19 protein-coding genes are annotated in these 21,177 nt (G+C 48.5%); 6 read left to right on the top strand and 13 right to left on the bottom strand.

What is annotated here, in order from left to right; translation table 11 throughout:
• Nucleotides 1–33: 33 nt before the first annotated feature.
• The 9 genes from EJL91_RS16480 to EJL91_RS16440 all read right to left on the bottom strand — a co-directional run bounded on the left by EJL91_RS16480 (nucleotide 34) and on the right by EJL91_RS16440 (nucleotide 10,169).
• A complete protein-coding gene (locus EJL91_RS16480; protein ID WP_125143058.1) occupies nucleotides 34–1,002 on the bottom strand; it encodes an ABC transporter ATP-binding protein in 969 nt (322 codons plus the stop codon).
• Complete coding sequence (locus EJL91_RS16475; RefSeq protein WP_125143057.1) at nucleotides 995–1,996, bottom strand: ABC transporter ATP-binding protein; 1,002 nt, start codon at nucleotides 1,994–1,996, stop codon at nucleotides 995–997. Before EJL91_RS16475 ends, EJL91_RS16480 begins: the two co-directional genes overlap by 8 nt.
• 17 nt (nucleotides 1,997–2,013) lie before the next feature.
• Nucleotides 2,014–2,916, bottom strand: a complete 903-nt coding sequence (locus tag EJL91_RS16470) for an ABC transporter permease (RefSeq protein ID WP_125143056.1) — start codon at nucleotides 2,914–2,916, stop codon at nucleotides 2,014–2,016.
• A complete protein-coding gene (locus EJL91_RS16465; RefSeq protein ID WP_125143055.1) occupies nucleotides 2,909–3,877 on the bottom strand; it encodes an ABC transporter permease in 969 nt (322 codons plus the stop codon). Before EJL91_RS16465 ends, EJL91_RS16470 begins: the two co-directional genes overlap by 8 nt.
• A 41-nt stretch (nucleotides 3,878–3,918) precedes the next feature.
• Complete coding sequence (locus tag EJL91_RS16460; protein WP_125143054.1) at nucleotides 3,919–5,862, bottom strand: alpha/beta hydrolase family protein; 1,944 nt, start codon at nucleotides 5,860–5,862, stop codon at nucleotides 3,919–3,921.
• Nucleotides 5,863–5,887: 25 nt separating this feature from the next.
• Complete coding sequence (locus EJL91_RS16455; protein ID WP_125143053.1) at nucleotides 5,888–7,402, bottom strand: ABC transporter substrate-binding protein; 1,515 nt, start codon at nucleotides 7,400–7,402, stop codon at nucleotides 5,888–5,890.
• Nucleotides 7,403–7,831: 429 nt separating this feature from the next.
• Nucleotides 7,832–8,731 carry a fumarylacetoacetate hydrolase family protein gene (locus EJL91_RS16450; protein ID WP_125143052.1) on the bottom strand — a complete coding sequence of 300 codons (900 nt, stop codon included), beginning with the start codon at nucleotides 8,729–8,731 and terminating at the stop codon, nucleotides 7,832–7,834.
• A gap of 95 nt (nucleotides 8,732–8,826) precedes the next feature.
• Nucleotides 8,827–9,831, bottom strand: coding sequence for a tryptophan--tRNA ligase (trpS, locus tag EJL91_RS16445; RefSeq protein ID WP_125143051.1), 1,005 nt, complete (start codon nucleotides 9,829–9,831; stop codon nucleotides 8,827–8,829).
• 101 nt (nucleotides 9,832–9,932) lie between these two features.
• Complete coding sequence (locus tag EJL91_RS16440; RefSeq protein ID WP_125143050.1) at nucleotides 9,933–10,169, bottom strand: hypothetical protein; 237 nt, start codon at nucleotides 10,167–10,169, stop codon at nucleotides 9,933–9,935.
• 326 nt (nucleotides 10,170–10,495) lie between these two features.
• Between EJL91_RS16440 and EJL91_RS16435 the strand changes: the two genes are divergently transcribed.
• Entirely contained in the window at nucleotides 10,496–10,915 is a 420-nt protein-coding gene (locus EJL91_RS16435; protein ID WP_125143049.1) for an HTH domain-containing protein, read from the top strand.
• 11 nt (nucleotides 10,916–10,926) lie between these two features.
• Nucleotides 10,927–11,952 carry an IS3 family transposase gene (locus tag EJL91_RS16430; RefSeq protein WP_125143048.1) on the top strand — a complete coding sequence of 342 codons (1,026 nt, stop codon included), beginning with the start codon at nucleotides 10,927–10,929 and terminating at the stop codon, nucleotides 11,950–11,952.
• A gap of 1,214 nt (nucleotides 11,953–13,166) precedes the next feature.
• Here the strand turns inward: EJL91_RS16430 and EJL91_RS16425 are convergent.
• Together EJL91_RS16425 and EJL91_RS16420 are read right to left on the bottom strand one after the other, a co-directional pair.
• Entirely contained in the window at nucleotides 13,167–14,288 is a 1,122-nt protein-coding gene (locus tag EJL91_RS16425) for an IS110 family RNA-guided transposase (protein WP_125143047.1), read from the bottom strand.
• Between the two features lie 119 nt (nucleotides 14,289–14,407).
• Nucleotides 14,408–15,154 (bottom strand): DUF6882 domain-containing protein, encoded by a 747-nt coding sequence (locus tag EJL91_RS16420; RefSeq protein ID WP_206429512.1) that lies wholly within the window; start codon nucleotides 15,152–15,154, stop codon nucleotides 14,408–14,410.
• Between the two features lie 268 nt (nucleotides 15,155–15,422).
• Between EJL91_RS16420 and EJL91_RS16415 the strand changes: the two genes are divergently transcribed.
• The 3 genes from EJL91_RS16415 to EJL91_RS16405 all read left to right on the top strand — a co-directional run bounded on the left by EJL91_RS16415 (nucleotide 15,423) and on the right by EJL91_RS16405 (nucleotide 17,806).
• Nucleotides 15,423–16,337 carry a hypothetical protein gene (locus EJL91_RS16415; RefSeq protein WP_125143046.1) on the top strand — a complete coding sequence of 305 codons (915 nt, stop codon included), beginning with the start codon at nucleotides 15,423–15,425 and terminating at the stop codon, nucleotides 16,335–16,337.
• 197 nt (nucleotides 16,338–16,534) lie between these two features.
• On the top strand, nucleotides 16,535–16,762 hold the full coding sequence (locus EJL91_RS16410) for a hypothetical protein (protein WP_125143045.1): 228 nt from the start codon (nucleotides 16,535–16,537) through the stop codon (nucleotides 16,760–16,762).
• A gap of 561 nt (nucleotides 16,763–17,323) precedes the next feature.
• Complete coding sequence (locus EJL91_RS16405) at nucleotides 17,324–17,806, top strand: S-ribosylhomocysteine lyase (protein WP_125143231.1); 483 nt, start codon at nucleotides 17,324–17,326, stop codon at nucleotides 17,804–17,806.
• An 88-nt stretch (nucleotides 17,807–17,894) separates the two neighbouring features.
• Here EJL91_RS16405 and EJL91_RS16400 read toward each other — a convergent pair whose 3' ends face one another.
• Together EJL91_RS16400 and EJL91_RS16395 are read right to left on the bottom strand one after the other, a co-directional pair.
• On the bottom strand, nucleotides 17,895–19,277 hold the full coding sequence (locus EJL91_RS16400) for a type II restriction enzyme (RefSeq protein ID WP_125143044.1): 1,383 nt from the start codon (nucleotides 19,275–19,277) through the stop codon (nucleotides 17,895–17,897).
• The gene (locus tag EJL91_RS16395; protein WP_125143043.1) at nucleotides 19,261–20,112 is read right to left on the bottom strand and encodes a DNA adenine methylase; all 852 of its coding nucleotides are present in this window, start codon (nucleotides 20,110–20,112) and stop codon (nucleotides 19,261–19,263) included. The genes EJL91_RS16400 and EJL91_RS16395 overlap by 17 nt, the downstream gene beginning before the upstream one ends.
• A 249-nt stretch (nucleotides 20,113–20,361) precedes the next feature.
• Between EJL91_RS16395 and EJL91_RS16390 the strand changes: the two genes are divergently transcribed.
• On the top strand, nucleotides 20,362–21,177 hold the full coding sequence (locus EJL91_RS16390) for a carbon-nitrogen hydrolase family protein (RefSeq protein ID WP_125143042.1): 816 nt from the start codon (nucleotides 20,362–20,364) through the stop codon (nucleotides 21,175–21,177).

Raw genomic sequence — 21,177 nt, 5'->3', positions numbered from 1 at the left:
GTTGCAGTTATGCAGGATGCTGTTACAGTCGTTTTAAATATTCTGATTTCCATCGCATACGCGAAAACATCTGACAAAATGACCTTCGCCGAGATCTGTAATCGGCGGATCTTCTCTGTGGCAGCGTTCGGTGGCATACCGGCAGCGCGCCGCAAAACGGCAGCCCGGTTTCGGATCAATCGGGGAAGAGATCTCTCCTTCCAAAAGGATCCTCTCTTTCTTCGCCCCGATCTTTGGCACAGGAATTGCCAGAAGCAGCGCCTGCGTATACGGATGCATTGCGGAAGTGAACAAAACCTTACTCGGCGCTTTTTCCACCATCTGGCCGAGGTACATGACCAGAATGTCATCCGAAACGTGTTTAACTACCGACATATCGTGGGTGATAAACATATAAGTATAATTAAAGTCTTTCTGTAATTTCTTAAGTAAATTTAATATCTGAGCCTGAATTGAAACATCCAGTGCCGAAACCGGCTCATCGCACACAATAAACTCCGGATTTAAGGCAAGCGCCCTGGCAATCCCAATACGCTGCCGACGGCCGCCATCCATCTCATGGGGATAAGAATCTGCAAAACGTTCGGCCAGGCCCACAAGCTCCATCATTCCAAATATCTTTTCATCTCTCTCTGCTTTGGACTGAAAAAAATTGTGAATGTAAAATGGTTCCGCAATATTCTCATAAATCGTATTACGTGGATCCAGTGAAGAATACGGATCCTGGAAAATCATCTGTATCCGGCGTCTGTAAGCCAGTTTTTCTTTCTTTTTAAGTTTTGTGATATCGCACCCGTCAAAGAACACCGACCCCGCCGTAGGCTCAAGCAACATGGACATCAGACGCCCCGCCGTGCTTTTTCCGCATCCCGATTCCCCTACAATCCCGATGGTTTTACCCTTCTCAATCGTAAAATCCAGACCATCCACAGCATGCAGCGTTCCGGAGGAGACTTTGAAATATTTTTTCAGGCCTTCTACCCTGATATATTCGTCACTCATATTTCTTTACCTCCTTCGCCGGAATGGTATTTTCATAGATCAGACATCTGACATAATGGCCGTTCCCATGATCGATGTACTTCGGTTTTCTGGAGGAACAGCATTGATCCGCATATTTACACCGTGGATGAAACTTACATCCCTCCGGAAGATTCATTGGATCCGGCATGAGTCCCTCAATAGGGGACAGATATTCCGCGTCGCTTGTAATGTCGGGAATTGACCCAAAAAGCCCGTTGGTATACGGATGCAGCGGATTTTCAAAAATCTGTTCCAGGCTTCCGTATTCAATGATTTCCCCTGCATACATGATAGCCACTGTGTCACAGATTTCCGCCACAATTCCCATATCATGAGTAATCATAATCATAGAGGTATTATTTTTTTCCTTCAGTTCCGCCATCAGTTCCAACACCTGGGCCTGGATCGTAACGTCCAGTGCGGTAGTCGGCTCATCGGCAATCAAAAGTTTTGGGTTGCAGGCAAGCGCAATGGCAATAACAACCCTCTGCTTCATTCCGCCTGAGAACTGATGCGGATACTCAAAGGCGCGTTCCGCCGGAATCCGCACGGTCTCCAGCATCTTAATTGCTTTTATCTTTGCTTCGTGTTTGCTGACCTGTTGATGCGCAGAGATTACTTCACTTATCTGATCCGCCACGGTATAGACCGGATTCAGGGAAGTCATCGGATCCTGGAAAACCATGGATATTTCTTTTCCCCTTATCTTTAAATACTCTTCTTTGCTGATTTTCTGCAGATCCTTTCCTTCAAAGAAGATGCTGCCGCTTTCAATCTTACCCGGAGGGCTGTCAATCAGATTCAGGATTGACAGAGCAAGCGTCGTTTTACCGGCTCCTGTTTCCCCTACCAGCCCCAGTGTCTTTCCTTCCTCTAAAGAAAGGCTGACATCGTTGATGGCGTTCACAACTCCATTATCCGTATAAAATTTCACGTTTAAATCTTTAATGTCTAATAATAATTTTTCGTCCATTTCTCGTACCTCGCCGTTTATCGCTTCATTCTCGGATCAAGAGCATCCCTGAGTCCATCTCCCATCAGCGTCAGCGCCGTTACCGTCAGCACTATCGCAATTCCCGGAAATACGGTAAGATGCCAGCAGTCACGGATAAATTCACGGCCGCCGGACAGCATCGTTCCCCACTCGGGCGCCGGAGGCTGAATTCCAAGACCGATAAAGCTCATGGAGCTTATCAATACAATGCCGGTTCCAACATACAGTACGAACTGAGAAATCAACGGGTTTATTGCATTGGGAATAATATGTTTGAGTATAATCCAGAAATCCGAACCTCCCAGGCCTTTGGACGCCTCAATATATTCATTATTTTTTACCGTAAGAACCTGGGCTCTGATAAAACGGGTGTCACCCGGAACAAAGCTGAGCCCCAGGGCCAGCGTGAGGTTAAATGCGCTTGGTTTCATAATGCTCACCAGAGTAATCATAAGGAGCGTCGTCGGTATTGCCATGATTACGTCCAATGTTCTCATGATGAGAGCGTCGGTCGTACCGCCGTAATAGGCGGCCAGAGAGCCCAGAAACAGGCTGATGACCATAGAAACCAGAACCGACACCACGCTGATGGTGATGGATGTTTTCCCTCCCCAAAGGAGTCTGGCAAGCAGGTCTCTCCCCAGCTCGTCGGTTCCTAAAAGGTGGCCCGGTGCCGGGAACTGGCGTATCATGGAATAATCGGCTTTCAAAACGTCATTTTCATAGCTCAGATAGAGAGGTGCGGTAATGCATATGGTCAATATGACTCCAAGCATAATCAATCCGACAACAGCAGATTTATTGCGCCTGAACTTAACCCATGCATTATAGCCGGGACTGTGTCTCCTTTTGCTTCTCCCGGTGTCGGCAGCCTGTTTCGTGTCTGTATTTTTAAGCATTGTTCATCGCCTCCTTATGTGGTATTTTCTTTGGCTTCACATAAAGGGAACGGATTCTCGGATCCACCGCGGCGTAGGCTAAGTCCGTGATTAGATTGGTGAGCGCTATCAGTATGGCGATAATGATAACTCCGCCCATGATTACCGGCATATCCTTCTGCCGGAGTGCTTCTACCAGCATTTTTCCCATTCCGTTAATACTGAACAACTGCTCAATTACAATCGAACCGCCAAAGCAGAACCCGACTGAAACCCCGATAGAGGTAATCGTTGGCATCAGGGCATTTTTAAGCGCATGTTTACGGATTACAACACGCTCATCGAGCCCCTTGGCCCGGGCCGTTTTAATATAGTCCTGCCGTATTACCTCCAGCATCGAGGCTCGCGTCAGTCTCGACCCGGAAGCCCATCCATAGGTGGACGCACAGATCACAGGCATAATCATATGCCTGACGCTGTCGAATCCAGTGGACGGCAGCCACTTAAGCTGTACGGAAAAGAGCAGCATCAGCATCAGCCCCAGCCAGAACTCCGGCATAGAGGCCAGAATCAGCGTCACAATCCTCATTGTATTGTCAAAAACAGTATTTTGCTTCACCGCAAGCGCAATTCCAAGCGGTATCTGCACAATCACAATCAGCGCGATTCCGGTAAGTGAAAGTCTCAGCGTATTCGGCAGACGCAGCTTTACCATATCTGAAATCTGTTGTTTTGATATGTAGGACTCTCCCAAATCCCCCCGCACCGCTTTTTTGACATAATTAATGTATTGGACCGGATAGGGATCATTGAGTCCGCGTTCCTCCTTAAACTGGTATAACTGTTCCTGTGTTGCATTGACGCCCAGCGCCAGTCTCGCCGGATCCCCGGGGGCAAAGCTGAGCATTGTAAATACTAAAATCGACACTCCAATTACTATCGGGATAATCTGTAAAAGCCGTTTTATTATATATCTCGTCATACTAATCGATACCTCCTTGCAGGTATGTATGAAGCCCCCGTCTAACCAGGTATATACCGGTCAAACCATTCCGCTGTTTCCTGCATAATTTTAAGCCGTGCCCATGGCCTGCCCGACCGGAACACACAGTGTGTTTCCCCATTCAAAATTATGGTGCGCGAAGGAATCCCCTGTGTAATCAATGCCTGATACAGACTGAGTCCCTGATCGACAGGACACCTGTAGTCCTCTCCGCACTCGATGAACAAGGTCGGAGTCGAACAACGGCCGGCATAAGCAAGCGGTGAAATCCTCCAGTGTTCACGGATATCTTCCCACGGATAACTTCCCGCTATGGTCCGATCGAATCCCGGAAGATCATCCGTAGCATGGAGGCTTATCCAATCTGCAATTCCAGACTGGGAAACTGCGGCTGCAAAGCGGCGGCTTCTCGTTATAATCCAGTTAGTCATAAAACCGCCATAGGAAATTCCCGTGACACCCAATCTTTTTTCATCAATCGCCCCATATCGCTCCAGCACGGTATCTACAAACTTCATAATGTCTTCATAATCAATTGTACCGTATCTTTTTCTCAGATTGCTGAACTCCGCCGTATCACCTATGCTTCCATGAGGATTACAGTACATTACAAAATATCCGTCTGCTGCCCAGACCTGATGTGCAAAATTGAAGCCTCCGTAAAAACGAAGCTGTGGGCCACCGTGAATATTCAGGATTGCAGGATATTTTTTCCCCGGGTTATAATTGGCGGGGGGAACCACCCAGCCGTCAACCTCGCTGCCGTCACTGCTTGTAAAAACAAGATGCTCCGGTTTAGACAAATCAAATGTTCCGAGTCCTGATTCATGAAGCGCCGTCAGCTGAACCGCCTTGTCCTGAAATAATTCATAAATTTCCGCTCCGCCCAGTTCCGGCAGTCCCACGGCAAAGATACGGCCGTCTGCAGAAATAGTAAAATGCAGGACATCGATTCCTTCCGGTGAAATTCGCACTTCTTTATTTCCGTCCCGGCGATACAGCCCAACACCTCCTCTGTTTTGCAGCGTATAATACAGACTGCCCTTTAATGCCAGGAATTCATGCCCGTTTCCTCTGGAAAAATCAGTTGAAATCAGATTAAACGGAGTATATTGGGTCTTAAATCTGGCGTCCAGCTTTCTGTCGCCGCCTTTTGCCGTATAGATGTATGAATTTACATCGTCGGGCAGTGTATCGGTGACTGTGAAAATCCTGTCGCCCGACACGGCCAGGGCCGCGAACATACAGTCCCCCATTGCGCTGAGCCGGAACTGTCTGTTTTCCCAGCAGTATACGGAGTATTTCTGTTCCGTACTGATCTGATACTCTTCTCCCAGCACATATAGCCGGCCTTCATCGACGGCGTAATCATGTGTTTGAAATTCCGGCGGCGTAACAGATACCAGGGAGCCGTCTCCACGATTGTACTCATAAAGCCGGTTCCGCTTCTTGTTTACATACCCCTGACCATCTATCCGATAGGGATATTCATCGCATACAATTACTTCACCCCTGAGATGGGCCTCGACCGCTCTCTCATCCCCGGCGGCTTTTAATTTCTCAAGTTCCAGATCCCAAACCGCGCTAATTACAAGACGATCTCCCGCAAGCAGATCTGCTCTCGCATGGGGCAGGGGCAGGCTAAAAGCCTCCCCTGTCTCCCCGGATACGGGATCCGCCTCCCAAAATTTCGTGCTCTGGGATGATGCACCATCCTCCGGCTCATCCCATGTATAAATCACTTTTCCATCCTGGTCAAAAAAACAGTTCCGGATTGAATCATGGCTGTCCAAGCGATGCAGCCTGCCGCTGCACAGTTCATAAGCATAGAGATATGAGTGGTATCTGTTTTCTGCGATACATGCGCTTTCCAGGCAAAATGCCAAAATGGTTCCATCCGGAGATACACATAAATCAGAAATGCTCTTAATTAACCCCATATTTTCGGCATGAATCAGTTTCATACTCGTCCTCCCATACTCTGTCTGATTACCGGCACAATTTTCTTAAAACAGGTCTGCCGTTATTCTGCAGTTCAACTCCTTTTATGTCTTTGTCCGCAACAAAGTACATCTTAGGTGAGAATGTGGGGATAAACGGCACCTGATCCCATGCTATCTCCTGCAATTCTTTTGCTGCGTCCAGGCCGACCTGAGGATTCGTTGCCGAACCTGCGGCGATGTGATACAGCTCGTCGCACCGCTCATCCGTGAAAAAGGTTCCGTTATAGTCTCCCTGAGAACCGGAATATAACATCGCCATATAATTCATGAGAAACGGAGGAATCGACCAGTCATCGGAAATCACTTCAAATTCTCCCTTGTACATTTTGTCAAGATATGCGCCGAATTCCATGGTTGTAATTTCCATGTCTATGCCAATTTGTTTAAGCTCCAGCTGGTATGCCTCATAAGCCTGTCTTGTCTTCTCACCGGCATATGTAATAAGTTCAATTTTAAGCGGATTATTCTGTGTATAGCCTTCTCCCTCCAGGAGTTCACGAGCTTTCTCTAAATCGTAATGAATAGCGTTGGGTGCCGAATAGTAGAATTCCGCCTGTCTAGGAACAAAGCTGTCCGATACGGTCATCAGTTTGTTCAGGGCTAAAAAGCCTTCCCGATTATACGCATATGCCATAGCCTTTCTGAGGTTCAGATTGTCAAACGGCGGTTTGGAGACATTCATCCATACCTGATATAAGGTAATCGTCTCTCCTTCATAAACAGTAACCGCCTGATTTTCTGAAGCGCGGTCGTAATCAGCGATAGAGATTGCCGTGGCATCCACGTCTCCCGACTCCAGGGCAATATAGGCAGCGGAATCTTCTTCCATACAGAGGAATGTATATTCATCCATATAACATTTCTCAAAAGGATAATCCTCCCATGCTTCCAGAACTATTTTCGATCCGGGAACATATTCTTTTAACTTATACGGTCCTGTGCCGACTGGCTTATTGGCCCAGTCTTCTCCGGCAGATTCGCAGTAAGATTTGTCATACAGATAAACACTTGTAAGAGCGGCAACCGTATCTACGAACGGAGTTTCAAGATGAATAACCACCTTGTTATCCCCCTCGGCCTCCATGCTCTTAATGCTTCCAAAAGCATGTCCGCCCAATGAATGTTCCCTGTTTTGTTCAATGGAATAAATGACGTCCTCCGGTAATGCTTTTTCTCCGTTCTGGAACATGTATCCTTCACCCATAGTCAGCACTACTGTAAGATCGTCCGGCGTCTCCCACTCCTTCACAACGCCTGGAAGAGGTGCCCCGGTCTCCGGATCCGGTTCTAATACCAGATCGTAGAGAAGTTTTGAAATCTCCTCACAGTCAATGGTTCCCGCCGCATAACAGTCCAATGTGTTCGGGATAGAGACCAGTCTAATCGTAATAGACTTACTGTCTCCTGCCGCCTGGTTCTGAACCGGGGCAGTAGTTTCCGGCTTCGAGCAGCCCCCAAGAATCATCATAGCCGCCATAGCAATACATAGCACTTTCTTCATCTCTCTTCCTCCTTTAAATTCTCCTTTTTCTTAATATAATTTATTGTGAAACTCACTATCGGCTCCACATAAAATCCCGCTGTTTATGTCGATAATTTAATCATGTTTGTTTTATACTCATGATTATATTCTCTATAGTATGATTTGTCAACCTATTATGTTTTATTATTATCATAAAAATACATTATTATCTGATAAATTTTTTTCTTCGATTTTGTTTGTTTCTTATGATACCTTAAACCTATCCTAAAGGATTCCTTTAGACTGATTTACACTGTACACTCTTCAGCTCAGATCATAAAAGTGACCATGAGCTATGGCTCATGATCACTTTTATAATTAATATTTCTTTATAAGCATAACATTTACGCTATCGTTAAAGATTACCACTCTCCTGCAAAAACTCACCAATTTTCATGGGACTCCTTTCTACCCAATCGTATTCGTCAGGCTCCCAATCTTCTCAATTCTGCATTCCACAGAATCGCCCTTCTTCAGATACTTCGGCGGTTTAAACCCAACGCCCGCCCCGGCAGGCGTACCCGTGGAGATAATCGTCCCCGCCCTCAGCGTCATTCCTTTCGAAAGCTCACTGATGATATGTGCAATACCGAATATCAGATCGCCTGTGCTGGCATCCTGCCTGAGTTCGCCGTTTACCCTGGAACTGATACCAAGTTTTGGCGGGAAATCAAACTCATTTGCCGTTACGATCCATGGCCCCATCGGTGTAAAGCCGTCCAGACTCTTTCCGAAATACCACTGTCCGTGGCGATCCTGCATATTTCTGGCGCTGACATCATTTAAAATTGTATAACCGAAGATATATTCCCCGGCCTTTTCCTCCGGCACGTCTTTTGCATCTTTTCCAATGATGACGGCCAGCTCCGCTTCATAATCCAGCCCGTCCACCAGTTCCGGATAAGAGGGTATAATTTCCTTATCACCCGAAGCCCGGTTTACTCTCTTACCAAAATAGACGGCATATTCCTGTTCTTCCGAATAGGCTCCTTTAAGAAAGTCGCTGCTCTCCTTCAGATGGTCGATGTAATTGACACCCAGACATATGATGTCCTGATCCGGATCTGGAATCGGAGCCAGGAGTTTTACATCCTCCAAAGGGGTTGCCCCTCTAATCTCCGCCTCATAGGGCTGCTTGCCGGCAATATGCTCCGCCAGCTGGATCTCCGACTCACTAATCTCCCGGATCAGTTCTTTCATGTCGCGATACTCCATCCCTATGGATTCCACAGGGTAAATCCACTGATCATCGTTACTCAAAATTCCCAGTCTCTCCCTGTCATCTATCTGATACGTCAAAACCCTCATCTTAATTTCCTCCGTTTACAAAAATGCATTTCCAAAAAGCTGCCGCCCCATCCTGTTAAATGGAAGAGGCCGGCAGCTTCGCCTTTGAAACCAACTTATCTGATTCGTTCCGGGAAGCCTACTTTTTTCTGTACTTTCCGAAGTGTCTTATTGCAGAAATACTGGGCTTTCTCGGCATTGCCCTTAATTACGCCGTCAATATAATCTTTATTGCCTGAGAGATCGGCGAACCGGTCCTGAAGCGGTTTCAAAACGGAAACAACTGCTTCTCCCACCGCAAGTTTAAAGTCTCCGTAACCTTTCCCGTCAAATTCCTTCTCTGTCTCCGCGGCAGTTTTCCCTGTGCATGCACAGTAGATATCAATCAGGTTTTTGATTCCCGGCTGTTCGTCGCAGTAGCGCACGCAGGCCTCGGAATCAGTCACCGCACGTTTAAATTTTCTGATAATGGTATCGGGGTCATCCATCAAATAGATGCTTCCATTCGGGTTCTCATCCGATTTAGACATCTTTTTAGACGGCTCCTGCAGGCTCATAATCTTAGCTCCGGCTTTTCCGATATATGCCTCCGGCACAGTAAATACGTCTCCGTAAATGTTATTAAAACGGATTGCAATATCTCTTGTCAGCTCCAGATGCTGCATCTGGTCGATGCCAACCGGCACGACGTCCGCCTGGTATAACAAAATATCTGCCGCCATCAGCACCGGATAAGTGAAAAGACCGGCATTGATATTGTCCGCATGTTTGGCGGATTTGTCCTTAAACTGGGTCATACGGCTCAGCTCACCCATATAGGTGAAACAGTTCAGAATCCATGCCAGCTCCGCATGTCCCGTCACATGGGACTGATAATAGATGCAGTTCTTCTCCGGATCGAGTCCGGCCGCAATATAAAGTGTCAGAAGGGTTCTGGCTCTTTTCCTCAGTTCAGCCGGATCCTGGCGCACCGTGATGGAATGCATATCCACTACGCTGAAAAATGTCTGGTAGTCGTCGCTGATATTGACCCAGTTCTTAAGCGCTCCCAGATAATTGCCAAGTGTCAGGTTTCCTGTCGCCTGCATGCCGCTGAATAATGTCTTCTTGCCGTCTAACATATAATCTATCTCCTTTTACTGAAATTTCTGCTGTTTTAATGCATTTATTTTGTATTATGTTTTCTATCCTGATTATCATATTTTCTGAAAATACCTTCTCATTATAATACAGATGGCATTGCCTTGCAAGACAGGGATTTGATTTTCCGGTTGTTTGCGTAGTTGTTTAGCCCTAAAATGGGGATTGGGTTGAGAAATGAGGTCGCCGCCGTCAGGCCAGGGGCCGGGGTGGTGAGGGGGATCGATGAGTCTTTCGTCCCGGGCGTCAGATGGTCGTGGGCGGGGAATCCGGGCAGAAAAAGTTCCTGCGGGAAACGCTTGCGCTCGTTGGAGTACATAACGGACACTAACCTCGAAAATACCTCGGTAAGTGCCGATGAACTCCCAGGTTCCCTCCGGAATCTTTTTCTCCCTTCTTCCCCACAGGAAGGTTATGGCCGGGACGAAAGACTCCGCCAGGTATAATGTACCCATAAGTGTGGACACGGAACGAAGTGGGGGACCCATCTTTTAGACATCCCCCACATCCCATTCCCCTTATCGTGGACACATCTTATGGAAAGACAGGAGGGACGTATCTGACCTGGATGATGGCCGCACATCCTTTTCCTTTCGACACATTCCGCCGCCTATGGTATTCTTAAGCAAGAACAGGAGGAATCCCATGATTAAAAATCTTTTCACCGCTGAGCAGGTTTTGGTGCTGCGTGAAAACCCTTTCACCTACCGGGTGGACCAGGCCAGGTTAGCTTTTACCAAGGAATTCAAGGAACTCTTTTATTCGGAGTATCAGGCCGGGATGCCTCCCCGGCAGATCCTCGAGAAATACGGCTACGATCCCGCCGTCCTCGGCCAGCGCAGGGTATGGGGCATCTCCGGCCATATCCGGGAGCAGTACAACAAATATGGCGGTTTCCACGATGGGAGTGTCTCTTCCGGCAGGGCCAATCCCGCCTCTTCGGACTCTGGTATGCCTGTATCGGGAAAAGAGGAACTCAAACAGCTCCGGCACGAGGTTGATTACCTGAAACAGGAAGTTGCCTTTTTAAAAAAAATTTCCTCCATCCGAACCACAAGGAAGTAGGTGCATGGCTAATGAACGATTCTTCCTGTGTCTTCGAAATCATCAGTAACACCCTGCAGCAAAGCGGAAATGTCCTTTCAGTGAAAGAACTCTGTTCCACCGCCGGTGTTTCCAGGAGCGGTTATTATGCCTGGCTGAAAGCGGCCCCGGCCAGAGAACTTCAGGAACAGAAGGACCGTGCGGATTTTGAGCGGATCCTGGCGGCTTACGGGCTCCACGGTTACACCAAAGGGGCCAGAGGGATCTACATGGCCCTGCTCCATATGACCCCGCCGGCCGTCATGAACCTGAAAAAGATCCGGAGGCTGATGGATAAGTTTAAGCTTTCCTGCCCGCACCGGGGCCCCAACCCTTATAAAAGGATGGCAAGGGCCCTGAAAACCAGCCATGTCGCTGATAACCTGCTAAAGCGGGAGTTCGACTGCTATGGGCCCAGGATGGTCTTGTTAGCCGATATCACTTACCTGCCCTATAACGGGACCTTTGCTTATTTATCAACGGTCCTGGACGCCTTCACCCGGCAGATCCTTTCGTATGTGCTGAGCGAATCCCTGGAAGTGGATTTTGTCCTTGAAACGGTGAAGCAGCTGGTTAAAAACCATGGGCTTTCCCTTCATGAGGAAACCATTGTCCACAGTGACCAGGGCTGCCATTATACCAGCTACCGATTTATCCGCATCCTTTCCGACAAGAAGCTGCGCCAGTCCATGTCACGCCGGGGCAACTGCTGGGACAATGCCCCACAGGAAAGTTTCTTTGGCCATATGAAAGACCACATCCGGGCGAAACTGGCTGGATGCGGGACTTTTCGCGAAGTACAGTCCATCATTGATGACTATATGGAGTATTACAATAACCGGCGTTACCAGTGGCATCTTGCAAAGCTTGCCCCCAATGAGTTTTACCACTTTATCACCACCGGAGAATATCCACTGGATATTCCCAACGTACCGGCACTTCCGGCGATTGCCCGGAAACCGGAGGAACTTGGTGCCAGTGCGGGCCCCTCCCGTACCGAGAGTCACCCAATCATATAGAATACCATGGCAGGGGAGAGCGTGTGTCTAAGAATCAGGATACACTTTGGGCCGATTATCCAACCGGGGGGATTCCCTCTGTTTCAGTGTCCATGATCAAGGCTACACGGAAGGAAGGGTGTCTGAAAAAACGGGTCCCCCACTTCATAAAGTGTCCTTGACAAAGGGGACAGTTCAAGGATAACGGCCCGGTCCCCGGCCTGCGGCGCCTGATCTGTCCTCTTTCTTCAAGAGGGGAGGCGCTTGTCGCTGCCACTACGCTTTCCCGAATACCGGAAAACTGCCTCCTATTCACTATGAGACTGTGTAAGCTTAGAATCTTAGAGTGTTTATTCCGATACTCTTTTTATGCAGCCCTGGATGTCGTCAGAATATTAAATAGTTACGACTATATCGTGGCCGCGACAATACCACCGCCGCACTTGACGAAAGAGACAATCAGCCCCTGAAGCCGGCGGACGGGGCAATAACCTTCGCTGAGTCTTCAATCCCGCCAACCACCTGCCCGTGGAAGGAAGGAGAAAACGTTCCGAAAGGGGCCTTGGAATCCGCCGGTGCTTGCTGACACATTGAGCACTTAGCGAGGTCCTATCGAGCTTAGTGCAAAAGCGTGCGGTGGCAGGTTTCTCACGAAGCTAGCATCCGTTGCGCATTCCACAAGCGGAAGCGTGTCCCCGTAGGAATTTTTTCTCCTGGATTCCCCTCACCACACCCTGCCAACCAGGACTGAAGACTCACCCCCCTCCCACTCCCCCGTTCGCCATCTTACAGAGGCGTCCTCACATCTCAACTGATATGTAATGACTTTTGTCAAGTGTAAATTGCGGAACATCACCACAAACTTTTATTTTTTGTTTCTGAAGACATCTGGAAAGAGCTTCGGAGTGTCAGTTCCCGGCATTGGCCACTCTGATATACGTGGATTGGTTACCTACAGGTCAATGGTCCGCCGTGGGCTCTACCGTCTAAATGCGTGGATCACTGATATTTGTGCCAACATAGTTGAGGCGTAGATAGCCCAAACCTTGAAATGGCCGAAACCCTTTCAAGATGTCTTCAGTTGTTACTTTGGATTGTGGCCAGATGTATGTGGCACTGGCCAGCTTACATCGGCTTGTTTACCCGCTACAGTAGCGGGCGGTTACTGTCAGGGCCCTGACGCCGCAGGCGGTGCGCAGCAGCCTTGACCGGAGCCGCACGGTGCTGTACCCGCATCAGGCTATGTGATTTGTCATCATTCCCCACATGAAACAGGCCAGTTCCCTTGCGATTGCTGTTTTTGCTACATTGCTGCGCTTGTTCTGTCCAAGCACCATTTTATAATAGCGCCGCCTTAGACGTTCATTGGCTTTGTCTGCGTATGCAATCAACTGTGGTGTATTTCCACTCTGGCGGGCTTTTAATTCCCTGGACTTGTATCCGATTTGCCCACGGCTATAACTCTGCGCCGCTTCAACCAGCAACCGACGCACGTGGGTGTTCCCCGCCTTGGTGATGCCAAGCCTCTGGCGTCCGTCCCCGCTGGAATCTACGCCGGATACCAGCCCCAGGTACGATGAAAACCGGTCTGCTGGCGCAGCCCGCTTGAAATCTCCAGCCTCCACTATGACAGACAAGGCGGTCTGGGTTTTGACGCCAAGTAAACAGGTAAGCTTTTTGACATCTGCCCCATATTCCTCCCTGGACCCAAGCTCCTCAATACGCTGTTCAAGACGTTCCAGTTTATTGCTGAGATGATCGAAGATCAACAGATATTCGTCGAGAATCTCCTTGTACAGGCCATCCGGGGTCAAGGCCCTGAGCCATTTGATATGGGTTTGAGTCCAGTGGCTGCCGCCTCTCTCATAGCGATAATTATGGCGCAAACAGAATGCCAGGATCTGCTGCTTTATCTTTTTAAGCGCCAGCTTGTGGTCGGTTCGCATCCGGAGATATTCCTTGGTTTCTTCATCCTGCTCTGTGGGGATATGGACCGGGCTGTAATTATGCTGGGCCAGGCAGCGGCCAATCAGGGCAGCGTCGCGTTTGTCTGTTTTGATTTTTTTCTTCCCACGCTGCTGTAACATGGTAGTCGGAGCGAGGATTACGCAGTTAACATGATGTTCCGTTAACTGATGGTATAAAGTGAAGCCGAGACAGCCAGCCTCATAACCGCATATGAAATACGCATCCTTTCCGTAAATGGTACGTAGAAACTCGAGATATTTTAGGACTTGTTTGTAATCCGATTCGACTTTCTGGGCATGGGACGCTTTGTCTTCTTCGATTGTGAAGCTGCAAAGTGAAAAACTTTCCTTATGAACATCCATTCCTACGTAAACTGTGTTATAATTCATTTGATGACCTCCATTTGTATGCGGTAATCCCTGTTACCTTTGTTCTTAACAAACTTTAGTATACAGGTAAATCCACGAATTTACAAACTGGGGGTCATTACTTATTGTCTAAATCCCCCTCATAACGTTTTAATGCCACTGATTCTAATAACTCCCCCGGCTTCCTCAAACTCAATCGCCAAATCCTGTTCAAAATGCGCCGTAAAACGGCTGTCCGTCTTCTCGTAGTCTGTTCCATTCCACCTCAGAAAACTCTCGACGAATATCTTGTGATCAACGGCAAACTGCTGGATGCACTGCATCGTCAGGTTTGTAAACTTTACCATCCCGACAGGGGCAAACACTTCCTTGGGCACATTGCCAAAAGCTATAAAAACAGCTCCCCCGGCATGAGGTCCGCGGTAATAGCAAAGCTCACGGTCCGATAAACCGCAGGCAACAATCGACAGATTATGCCCGTTAAAGGTATCGTCCAGCTCGAATTCAGCAACGGTAAGGGGTTCCAGCCCCCACGCTGCGCCTTTCCGTCTTGTCTCCTCGGCTGTTTTTAAAATTGTTTCATTAAAACCGTTTATATTTTCCCATCCCCACAGCCAGGTGCCGGGGGAGATGGCTTCGCTTCCGATAAACTGAATCGGGTACTTATCTTGCCCAAAGCTGATAAAACCGGATTCAAAGTCCACGTTCCAGTCCTGTCCACGCACCACCAGTTCGCCGCAGGCCATCTGAACCGCCAGCATTTTCCCCAGACAGGCGGAAAAGACCTGCTTCCAGTTACCTGTATCGATTGTCAGGCCGTCAAATATAACTTTTCTTTCCACCGGGGCGGCCTGTTCCTTTTTCTGTGTCTTTTTGAAAAATCCCATTCTGGTTCTCCCTTCTTCTGCTGCAATCATTCCTCTGCCATTATATCAGAAACTTCCTGTTATAGCCACATTTCAGCCGTTGTCCACGGACGGCTCAGGATGATTCGTTTTGTCCTGTTTCCCTTTCTGTGCATTGTAAAAATTGTCACCGCCCATAGGGCGAACAGTCATGTAAATACCATGGACGGAGCCGCGCCGCTGTGATAAACTGTAGGTAACTGAAAAATCAGATAAGTACCGTTTTTCCGCCGCGGGGAGGGGCAGATTTATGAAGAAATTAAGCAGTTCTAAATCGATTGTATTGTGGATTTTTATCTGTATGTTCACCGTTGCCCTATGCGTTCCCTCATTTGCGGAGGATATCAAAACCTGCATCAAGGACAATGAACTGATAAAAACGCCTGTCGCCGAACATGACGGAGTGGTCATAACCCCGTCGGAATGGCATGTAAATGACTATTTTTCAACACCATCCCTGGACATCAGCTTTCTGGTGGAAAACGGTTCAGGCCAGACGATTGGCGTGACAAGCAGATACTTCTATATCAACGGCCAGAGTGTCGGTGTCAACCCCGATTTCACAGGTGATATCGCCCCGGGTTCCAGCAAGACGCTCACTATTTCCATCAGTGAATTTCACTTTACCTCCCAGCGAATTAAAAACATTAATTCCCTGGGCGCTTCCTTTCTCATTAAATACAAAAAAGACGGACGCACCTATACGACTCTTCCCGGCTTTGCACAGACGGAGCATCCGTCTGAAACAGCCCTCACACCGCTTAGGGGAACTGAACTATACAGCGACGAAAATGTGAAAGTCACCGCCGAATCCTCCCTGAAAAATTTTCCGGGTGCCTATGTATTCAATGCAAACGTGGTAAATACCGGTGACCATGTCATTTCACTCCGGACCTACAACACAGCGGTTAACGGGAAGACGCCCGAAATAGATGAGTCCCTTCAATCCTCAGACTGGGTTCTGCTGTATCCGGGGACATCGGCAGACGTATATAATATGATTTATTTAAAGGAATCGAGGGATGAACGCCTTCCAGCCAACCGCTTCCACAATATAACCTGGAAAATGTCCTATACAATATATCAGAGGAATGAGGAAACGGGAGAACTCACACAGCAGGATACGAGGGATACGGAGGGAATAACGGTAGAGCTAAAAAAATGATGGGGATTGAGTTGAGAAATGAGGACGCCGCTGTCAGGCCAGGGGCCGGGGTGGGGTGGGGGATCGATGAGTCTTTCGTCCCGGGCGCCAGGTTGTCGTGGGCAGGGAATCCGGGCAGAAAAAGTTCCTCCGGGAAGCGCTTGCGCTCGTTGGAGTACATAATGGTACTAACCTCGAAAAGACCTCGGTAAGTACCAATGAACTCCCAGGTTCCCTCCGGAATCTTTTTCTCCCTTCTTCCCCACAGGAAGGTTATGGCCGGGACGAAAGACTCCGCCAAGACGGCTGCCCGGCCCCTGGCCTGCGGCCTGATCTGTCCTCTTTCTTCAATGGAGGAGGCGCTTGTCGCTGCCACTACGTTTCTCAGGATGCCTGAAAACTACATCCTGTTCACTATGAGACTATGTAAACTTATAACCTTATAATCTTAAAGTGTTTATTCTGATACTCTTTTTATACAGCCCAGGATGCCGTCAGAATGTAAAATAATTCCGACTATATTGTGGCCGCGACAATACCACCATCACACTTGACGAAAGAGACAATCAGCCCCTGAAGCCGGCGGACGGGGCAATACCCTTCGCTGAGTCTTCAGTCCCGTCGACCACCTGCCCGGGGAAGGAAGGAGAAAACTTTCCGAAGGGAGACCTTGGAATCCGCCGGTGCTTGATGAGGTATTTTCGAATCTAGCACCCGCTGCGCATTCCACCAGCGGGAGCGAGTCCCCGCAGGAATTTTTTCTCCTGGATTCCCCCTCACCAAACCCTACCAACCGGGACTGAAGACTCATAAACAACCTCTCACCACCCCGTCCGCCGTCTTACAGAGGCGTCCTCGCATCTCACCTAAATCCCCCTTCTTGCGCATCGACTGCAATTCTGTTAGAATGTAGGGAGTTTTTACAAATAAGCTTCGGCTAAAAGTTTAGAGACATTTTTTATAACACCAGCATTATTTCGAAAGGAGTTTTTATCATGGAGCAGATTATGAACAAAATAACCAGCTTTACCATCGATCATTTAAAGCTGCTGCCCGGAGTCTATGTTTCCAGGAAAGACAAGGCCGGGGACAGTGTGATTACCACTTTTGATATAAGAATGACACGCCCCAACTATGAACCTGTCATGAATACCGCCGAGATTCATACGATTGAACATCTGGGGGCCACCTATTTGAGGAATCATGAGGTATTCAGGGAACGCGTCATTTACTTTGGGCCGATGGGCTGCCGGACCGGTTTTTATCTGCTGCTGGCGGGAGATTTCAGTTCTGCGGATATCGTGCCGCTTATGACCGGGATGTTTACCTTTATCGCCGGCTTTGAGGGAGAGGTTCCGGGAGCCTGCGCAAAAGACTGCGGTAATTATCTCGATATGAATCTTCCGATGGCCAAATACCTGGCGGATAAATTTTTGAGAGAGGTTCTGGAAGGCATAGACGACAGCAGATTAAAATATCCGGAAGCTTAACCGCTCCCGGATATTTTTTGTTGGCTGGCTATGAATTTTCTTGCCCGGCTATGGATTTTCTTGCCCGGCTATGAATCCTGCCGCTGCGCTACTGTACCAGCCCGGCCATCCACTTCAGCCAGCCGCTCACCGATGAGGCTCTGCGCCCCGCCACATTGCTGCTGCAAAGATTCTGTTCCAGTATCTTTTTTTCTATGTATTTCTTCTCGGGAATCTCTCCTCTTCTCATAACCGTCTCAAACAGCTCATGAAAAATGCCGTGTTCCAATATCAGCTCCACATACCGGATCTGTCTGGCCTTGTAATTCAGTTTCAGAAGTTTTTTCCCCTGTGGGGTAATCGTCACCCTGACCGTCCTGTCCCCGTCCTTCTCCTTCACCGCCAGCCCAAGATACCTGCAGGCGTTAAAGTAATAATCCGACTGACGTTCCCGGAATCCAAACACTTCCGCTATCTCAGCCGGCGTGAGGGGGCCCTCATTCAAATGTTCCACCAAAGAGATTACCTTCTCAAAGCTGTCGGCCTGGATAAACGTAACCTGCGGTTCCGGTTTTACCGCAGTGCGTTCCCATGCATCCCTTAAGTCCGCGGCGGAAATATCGGTATCCTCCAGGCTGTATTGCCCCTCCCTGATCAGGCGGATGGAATTATAGCAGAACGGGTCTGTAAACTCATACTCCATCAGCCGGAAAATATTGTTGGAATAAACCATAAAGACAGGCCTGACCGGTTTTGCCAGCTTCCCGCTCCACAATCTGTAGGGATAGTAAAGCTGACGGACCAGAAAATTACTGTGTACGACATTCTTTCCCTCTATCACAGCGAATGTATCCCTGTCCTCAAAACCTCCATCGATCTCCACCTGGGAGTTGTTGACCGTAAGCTGCCAGCCTCCGGCTTTTCCGCCGGTTCCTGCTATTGTCCCGGTTCCTGCTATTGTCCCGGTTCCTTCCGTTGGCCCGCTCCCTGCCGCCGTTCCCGCTTTCGACGCGGATTTAACAGGATTCACCTGAAAGGAAAAGTTACCGGATGCCATGCGGCCGGAGACGGTCTGTTTAAACCCTTCCCCTCCCAGAAAATCATCCAGTATCCCGGAAATGCCCATCACGTTGATCGCGCCCGCCTCCGAGCGAATATCGTTGATGTCAATCGTCTCATAATAGTCCGGGATCGACGCTTTCTTCACTTTAGCCGGACGTTTCCCGCTTATGCCGTCTCCTGCCTCGGGGAAATCGGAATAGAGATCAAATTCCCCTATGACATAGCTTCCCCTTGTCACGGGCAGAATACCGAGACGGTTCCCGAAAACGGAGGGCAGTGATTCCCTTGTATCAAACTTTGTCATCAGTCTGGGTTCTTTATATTCCCGAATCTGATCGGCCGTAATACAAAAAGGGCCGCTCTCCGACACCTTTTTCTCTATCTCATATCGGTCAAAGAGCAGCTTCCATTTATCATCTATCAAGCTCATAGTTTCTCACCAGCACTTCATCGATGGCTCCGCGCTTGTCCGCTTTTGCGTTGATTGTACGCTTGGCCGCCACGCGCTCCACAATGTAATCTTTATATAAATCTTCGATAAAATCACAGCAGGAGTTGGATAACAGGAACCGGATTCCCTTCTTATTCAGCAAATCACACTGCTTTTTAAGTTCCTTCTGCTGCTCCGCCCCAAATCCGGCCGCGGTATATCCGGTAAAAGAGGACGAGGTGCTGAGCGGCATATAAGGCGGATCCAGATACACAAAAGAGCCCTTCCTGATTCCCTTTAAAGCCTCCCTGTAGTCACCGCAGAGAACCGTCACCTTCGCCCTGTTCAGATAGCGGCTCATCGCCCGTATCGTCGCCTCATTCGTGATATTTGGATTTTTATATCTTCCCCAGGGAGAATTAAACTCTCCTGCGCGGTTCACCCGGAACAGACCGTTATAACACGTCTTATTCAGGTAGATAATCCTTGCTGCCTGCTCCACCGGAAGCATTGTCTCATATTTCTCCCTGTCGCGGTCTAGCGAACGAACTTCATAAAAATATTCCTGGCTGTTCTTCTCTTTATGACGCTCCAGACAGGCGATCAGTTCCTCCGGCTGCGCTTTAATCACTTCATATATATTAATCAGTTCGGCATTCGAGTCATTGATCACCGCTCTTCCTGGCTGTGTGTGAAACAGCACTGCCCCTCCGCCGACAAACGGCTCATAGTAAGTTGTGTGTTCCGGTATCAGCGGCATAATCGTCTCAAGAAGCTGTCGCTTGCCGCCTACCCATTTCAAAATGGGGGTTACCGCTGGGTCTGTTGTGGACATAAATTCCTCCGTACGTATGTTTGAAAAGTCTTTTACTATTATAACCGCTATCGGATGAGAAAGCAAAGAGTTCCTGCAATAATTTCCTGCAAAATCTGCAGGAAAAAACTGAAATGCGGATGATATCTGCAAAATTTTCCCTTTTTTCAACCGTTTTACAGGCTTTTACCGCGTTAAGAGAGTTGGCACGAAAATTGCTGTTAAATAAGATGTATATCATTCACAAACGAAATGAAAGGTGGGTAAAAAATGGGAACAAAGCTTAAACTTGGCTTAATCCAGATGGATTGTATTTTAGGGGATAAGCAGGCAAATCTTGAAAAGGCCGAAACTCTAATCCGGAATGCGGCAAAACAGGGGGCAGGGATGGTATGTCTTCCCGAATGTTTTAATACTGGTTACAGCGCCGGGGGCATACGGCAAATGGCAGAATGGGCCGAACCTCCGGAAGGGAACACGGTCAGGAGAATGCAGGAATTAGCTGAAGAATTAAAGATTTATCTGATTGCACCCCTGCTTTTAACCACGGGCCCCGGAATCTGTGAAAACAGCGCCCTACTGATTAACGATGACGGTACACTGGCAGGCTCCTACTCAAAAACGCACACTATCGGCGACGAGAAAATATACTTCAGACGCGGCAGCCGGTATCCTGTATTTCAGACAAAATACGGAAAAATAGGATTGTTGATCTGTTATGATATGGCATTTCCCGAACCGGCCAGGCTGCTGGCCCTTCAGAATGCCGAGTTAATCCTGTTTCCCTCCGCATGGCGCGACCGCCTGAATTACCGGCTGATGTGGGAAAACAATCTCATTAGCCGGGCCCTTGACAATGTGATATTCACGGCAGGCATAAACAGGGCAGGCGTCGTGGACGGGGTTTATTTTTCAGGGCAGTCCATGGTCGTGGATCCCCGCGGCTCTATTCTGCAAAAAGCGGACACAGGGGAAACCGTCATGATCCAGGAAATCGATTTTGAAGAAATCCTGATAGAGCGCCGGGTTAACCTGGCTATGCTCGACCGTCACCCGCAGGACTATGCCAATCTGGCAAAATTATAA

This window comes from Clostridium transplantifaecale (assembly GCF_900626075.1).
Taxonomy (GTDB): domain Bacteria; phylum Bacillota; class Clostridia; order Lachnospirales; family Lachnospiraceae; genus Otoolea; species Otoolea transplantifaecalis.
The sequence above is the reverse complement of the archived record's forward strand: the minus strand, read 5'-3'. Positions and strand labels throughout refer to the sequence as shown.

Excerpts from the sequence above, each read along its gene's own strand:
- EJL91_RS16390 (WP_125143042.1), top strand. The coding sequence starts at position 20,362 with ATGGGAACAAAGCTTAAACTTGGCTTAATCCAGATGGATTGTATTTTA.
- EJL91_RS16400 (WP_125143044.1), bottom strand. The coding sequence starts at position 19,277 with ATGAGCTTGATAGATGATAAATGGAAGCTGCTCTTTGACCGATATGAG.
- EJL91_RS16465 (WP_125143055.1), bottom strand. The coding sequence starts at position 3,877 with ATGACGAGATATATAATAAAACGGCTTTTACAGATTATCCCGATAGTA.
- EJL91_RS16420 (WP_206429512.1), bottom strand. The coding sequence starts at position 15,154 with ATGGGATTTTTCAAAAAGACACAGAAAAAGGAACAGGCCGCCCCGGTG.
- EJL91_RS16410 (WP_125143045.1), top strand. The coding sequence starts at position 16,535 with ATGAACTCCCAGGTTCCCTCCGGAATCTTTTTCTCCCTTCTTCCCCAC.
- EJL91_RS16430 (WP_125143048.1), top strand. The coding sequence starts at position 10,927 with ATGAACGATTCTTCCTGTGTCTTCGAAATCATCAGTAACACCCTGCAG.
- EJL91_RS16435 (WP_125143049.1), top strand. The coding sequence starts at position 10,496 with ATGATTAAAAATCTTTTCACCGCTGAGCAGGTTTTGGTGCTGCGTGAA.
- EJL91_RS16415 (WP_125143046.1), top strand. The coding sequence starts at position 15,423 with ATGAAGAAATTAAGCAGTTCTAAATCGATTGTATTGTGGATTTTTATC.
- EJL91_RS16460 (WP_125143054.1), bottom strand. The coding sequence starts at position 5,862 with ATGAAACTGATTCATGCCGAAAATATGGGGTTAATTAAGAGCATTTCT.
- EJL91_RS16475 (WP_125143057.1), bottom strand. The coding sequence starts at position 1,996 with ATGGACGAAAAATTATTATTAGACATTAAAGATTTAAACGTGAAATTT.
- EJL91_RS16440 (WP_125143050.1), bottom strand. The coding sequence starts at position 10,169 with ATGTACTCCAACGAGCGCAAGCGTTTCCCGCAGGAACTTTTTCTGCCC.
- EJL91_RS16480 (WP_125143058.1), bottom strand. The coding sequence starts at position 1,002 with ATGAGTGACGAATATATCAGGGTAGAAGGCCTGAAAAAATATTTCAAA.
- EJL91_RS16405 (WP_125143231.1), top strand. The coding sequence starts at position 17,324 with ATGAACAAAATAACCAGCTTTACCATCGATCATTTAAAGCTGCTGCCC.
- trpS (WP_125143051.1), bottom strand. The coding sequence starts at position 9,831 with ATGTTAGACGGCAAGAAGACATTATTCAGCGGCATGCAGGCGACAGGA.
- EJL91_RS16470 (WP_125143056.1), bottom strand. The coding sequence starts at position 2,916 with ATGCTTAAAAATACAGACACGAAACAGGCTGCCGACACCGGGAGAAGC.
- EJL91_RS16455 (WP_125143053.1), bottom strand. The coding sequence starts at position 7,402 with ATGAAGAAAGTGCTATGTATTGCTATGGCGGCTATGATGATTCTTGGG.
- EJL91_RS16450 (WP_125143052.1), bottom strand. The coding sequence starts at position 8,731 with ATGAGGGTTTTGACGTATCAGATAGATGACAGGGAGAGACTGGGAATT.
- EJL91_RS16395 (WP_125143043.1), bottom strand. The coding sequence starts at position 20,112 with ATGTCCACAACAGACCCAGCGGTAACCCCCATTTTGAAATGGGTAGGC.
- EJL91_RS16425 (WP_125143047.1), bottom strand. The coding sequence starts at position 14,288 with ATGAATTATAACACAGTTTACGTAGGAATGGATGTTCATAAGGAAAGT.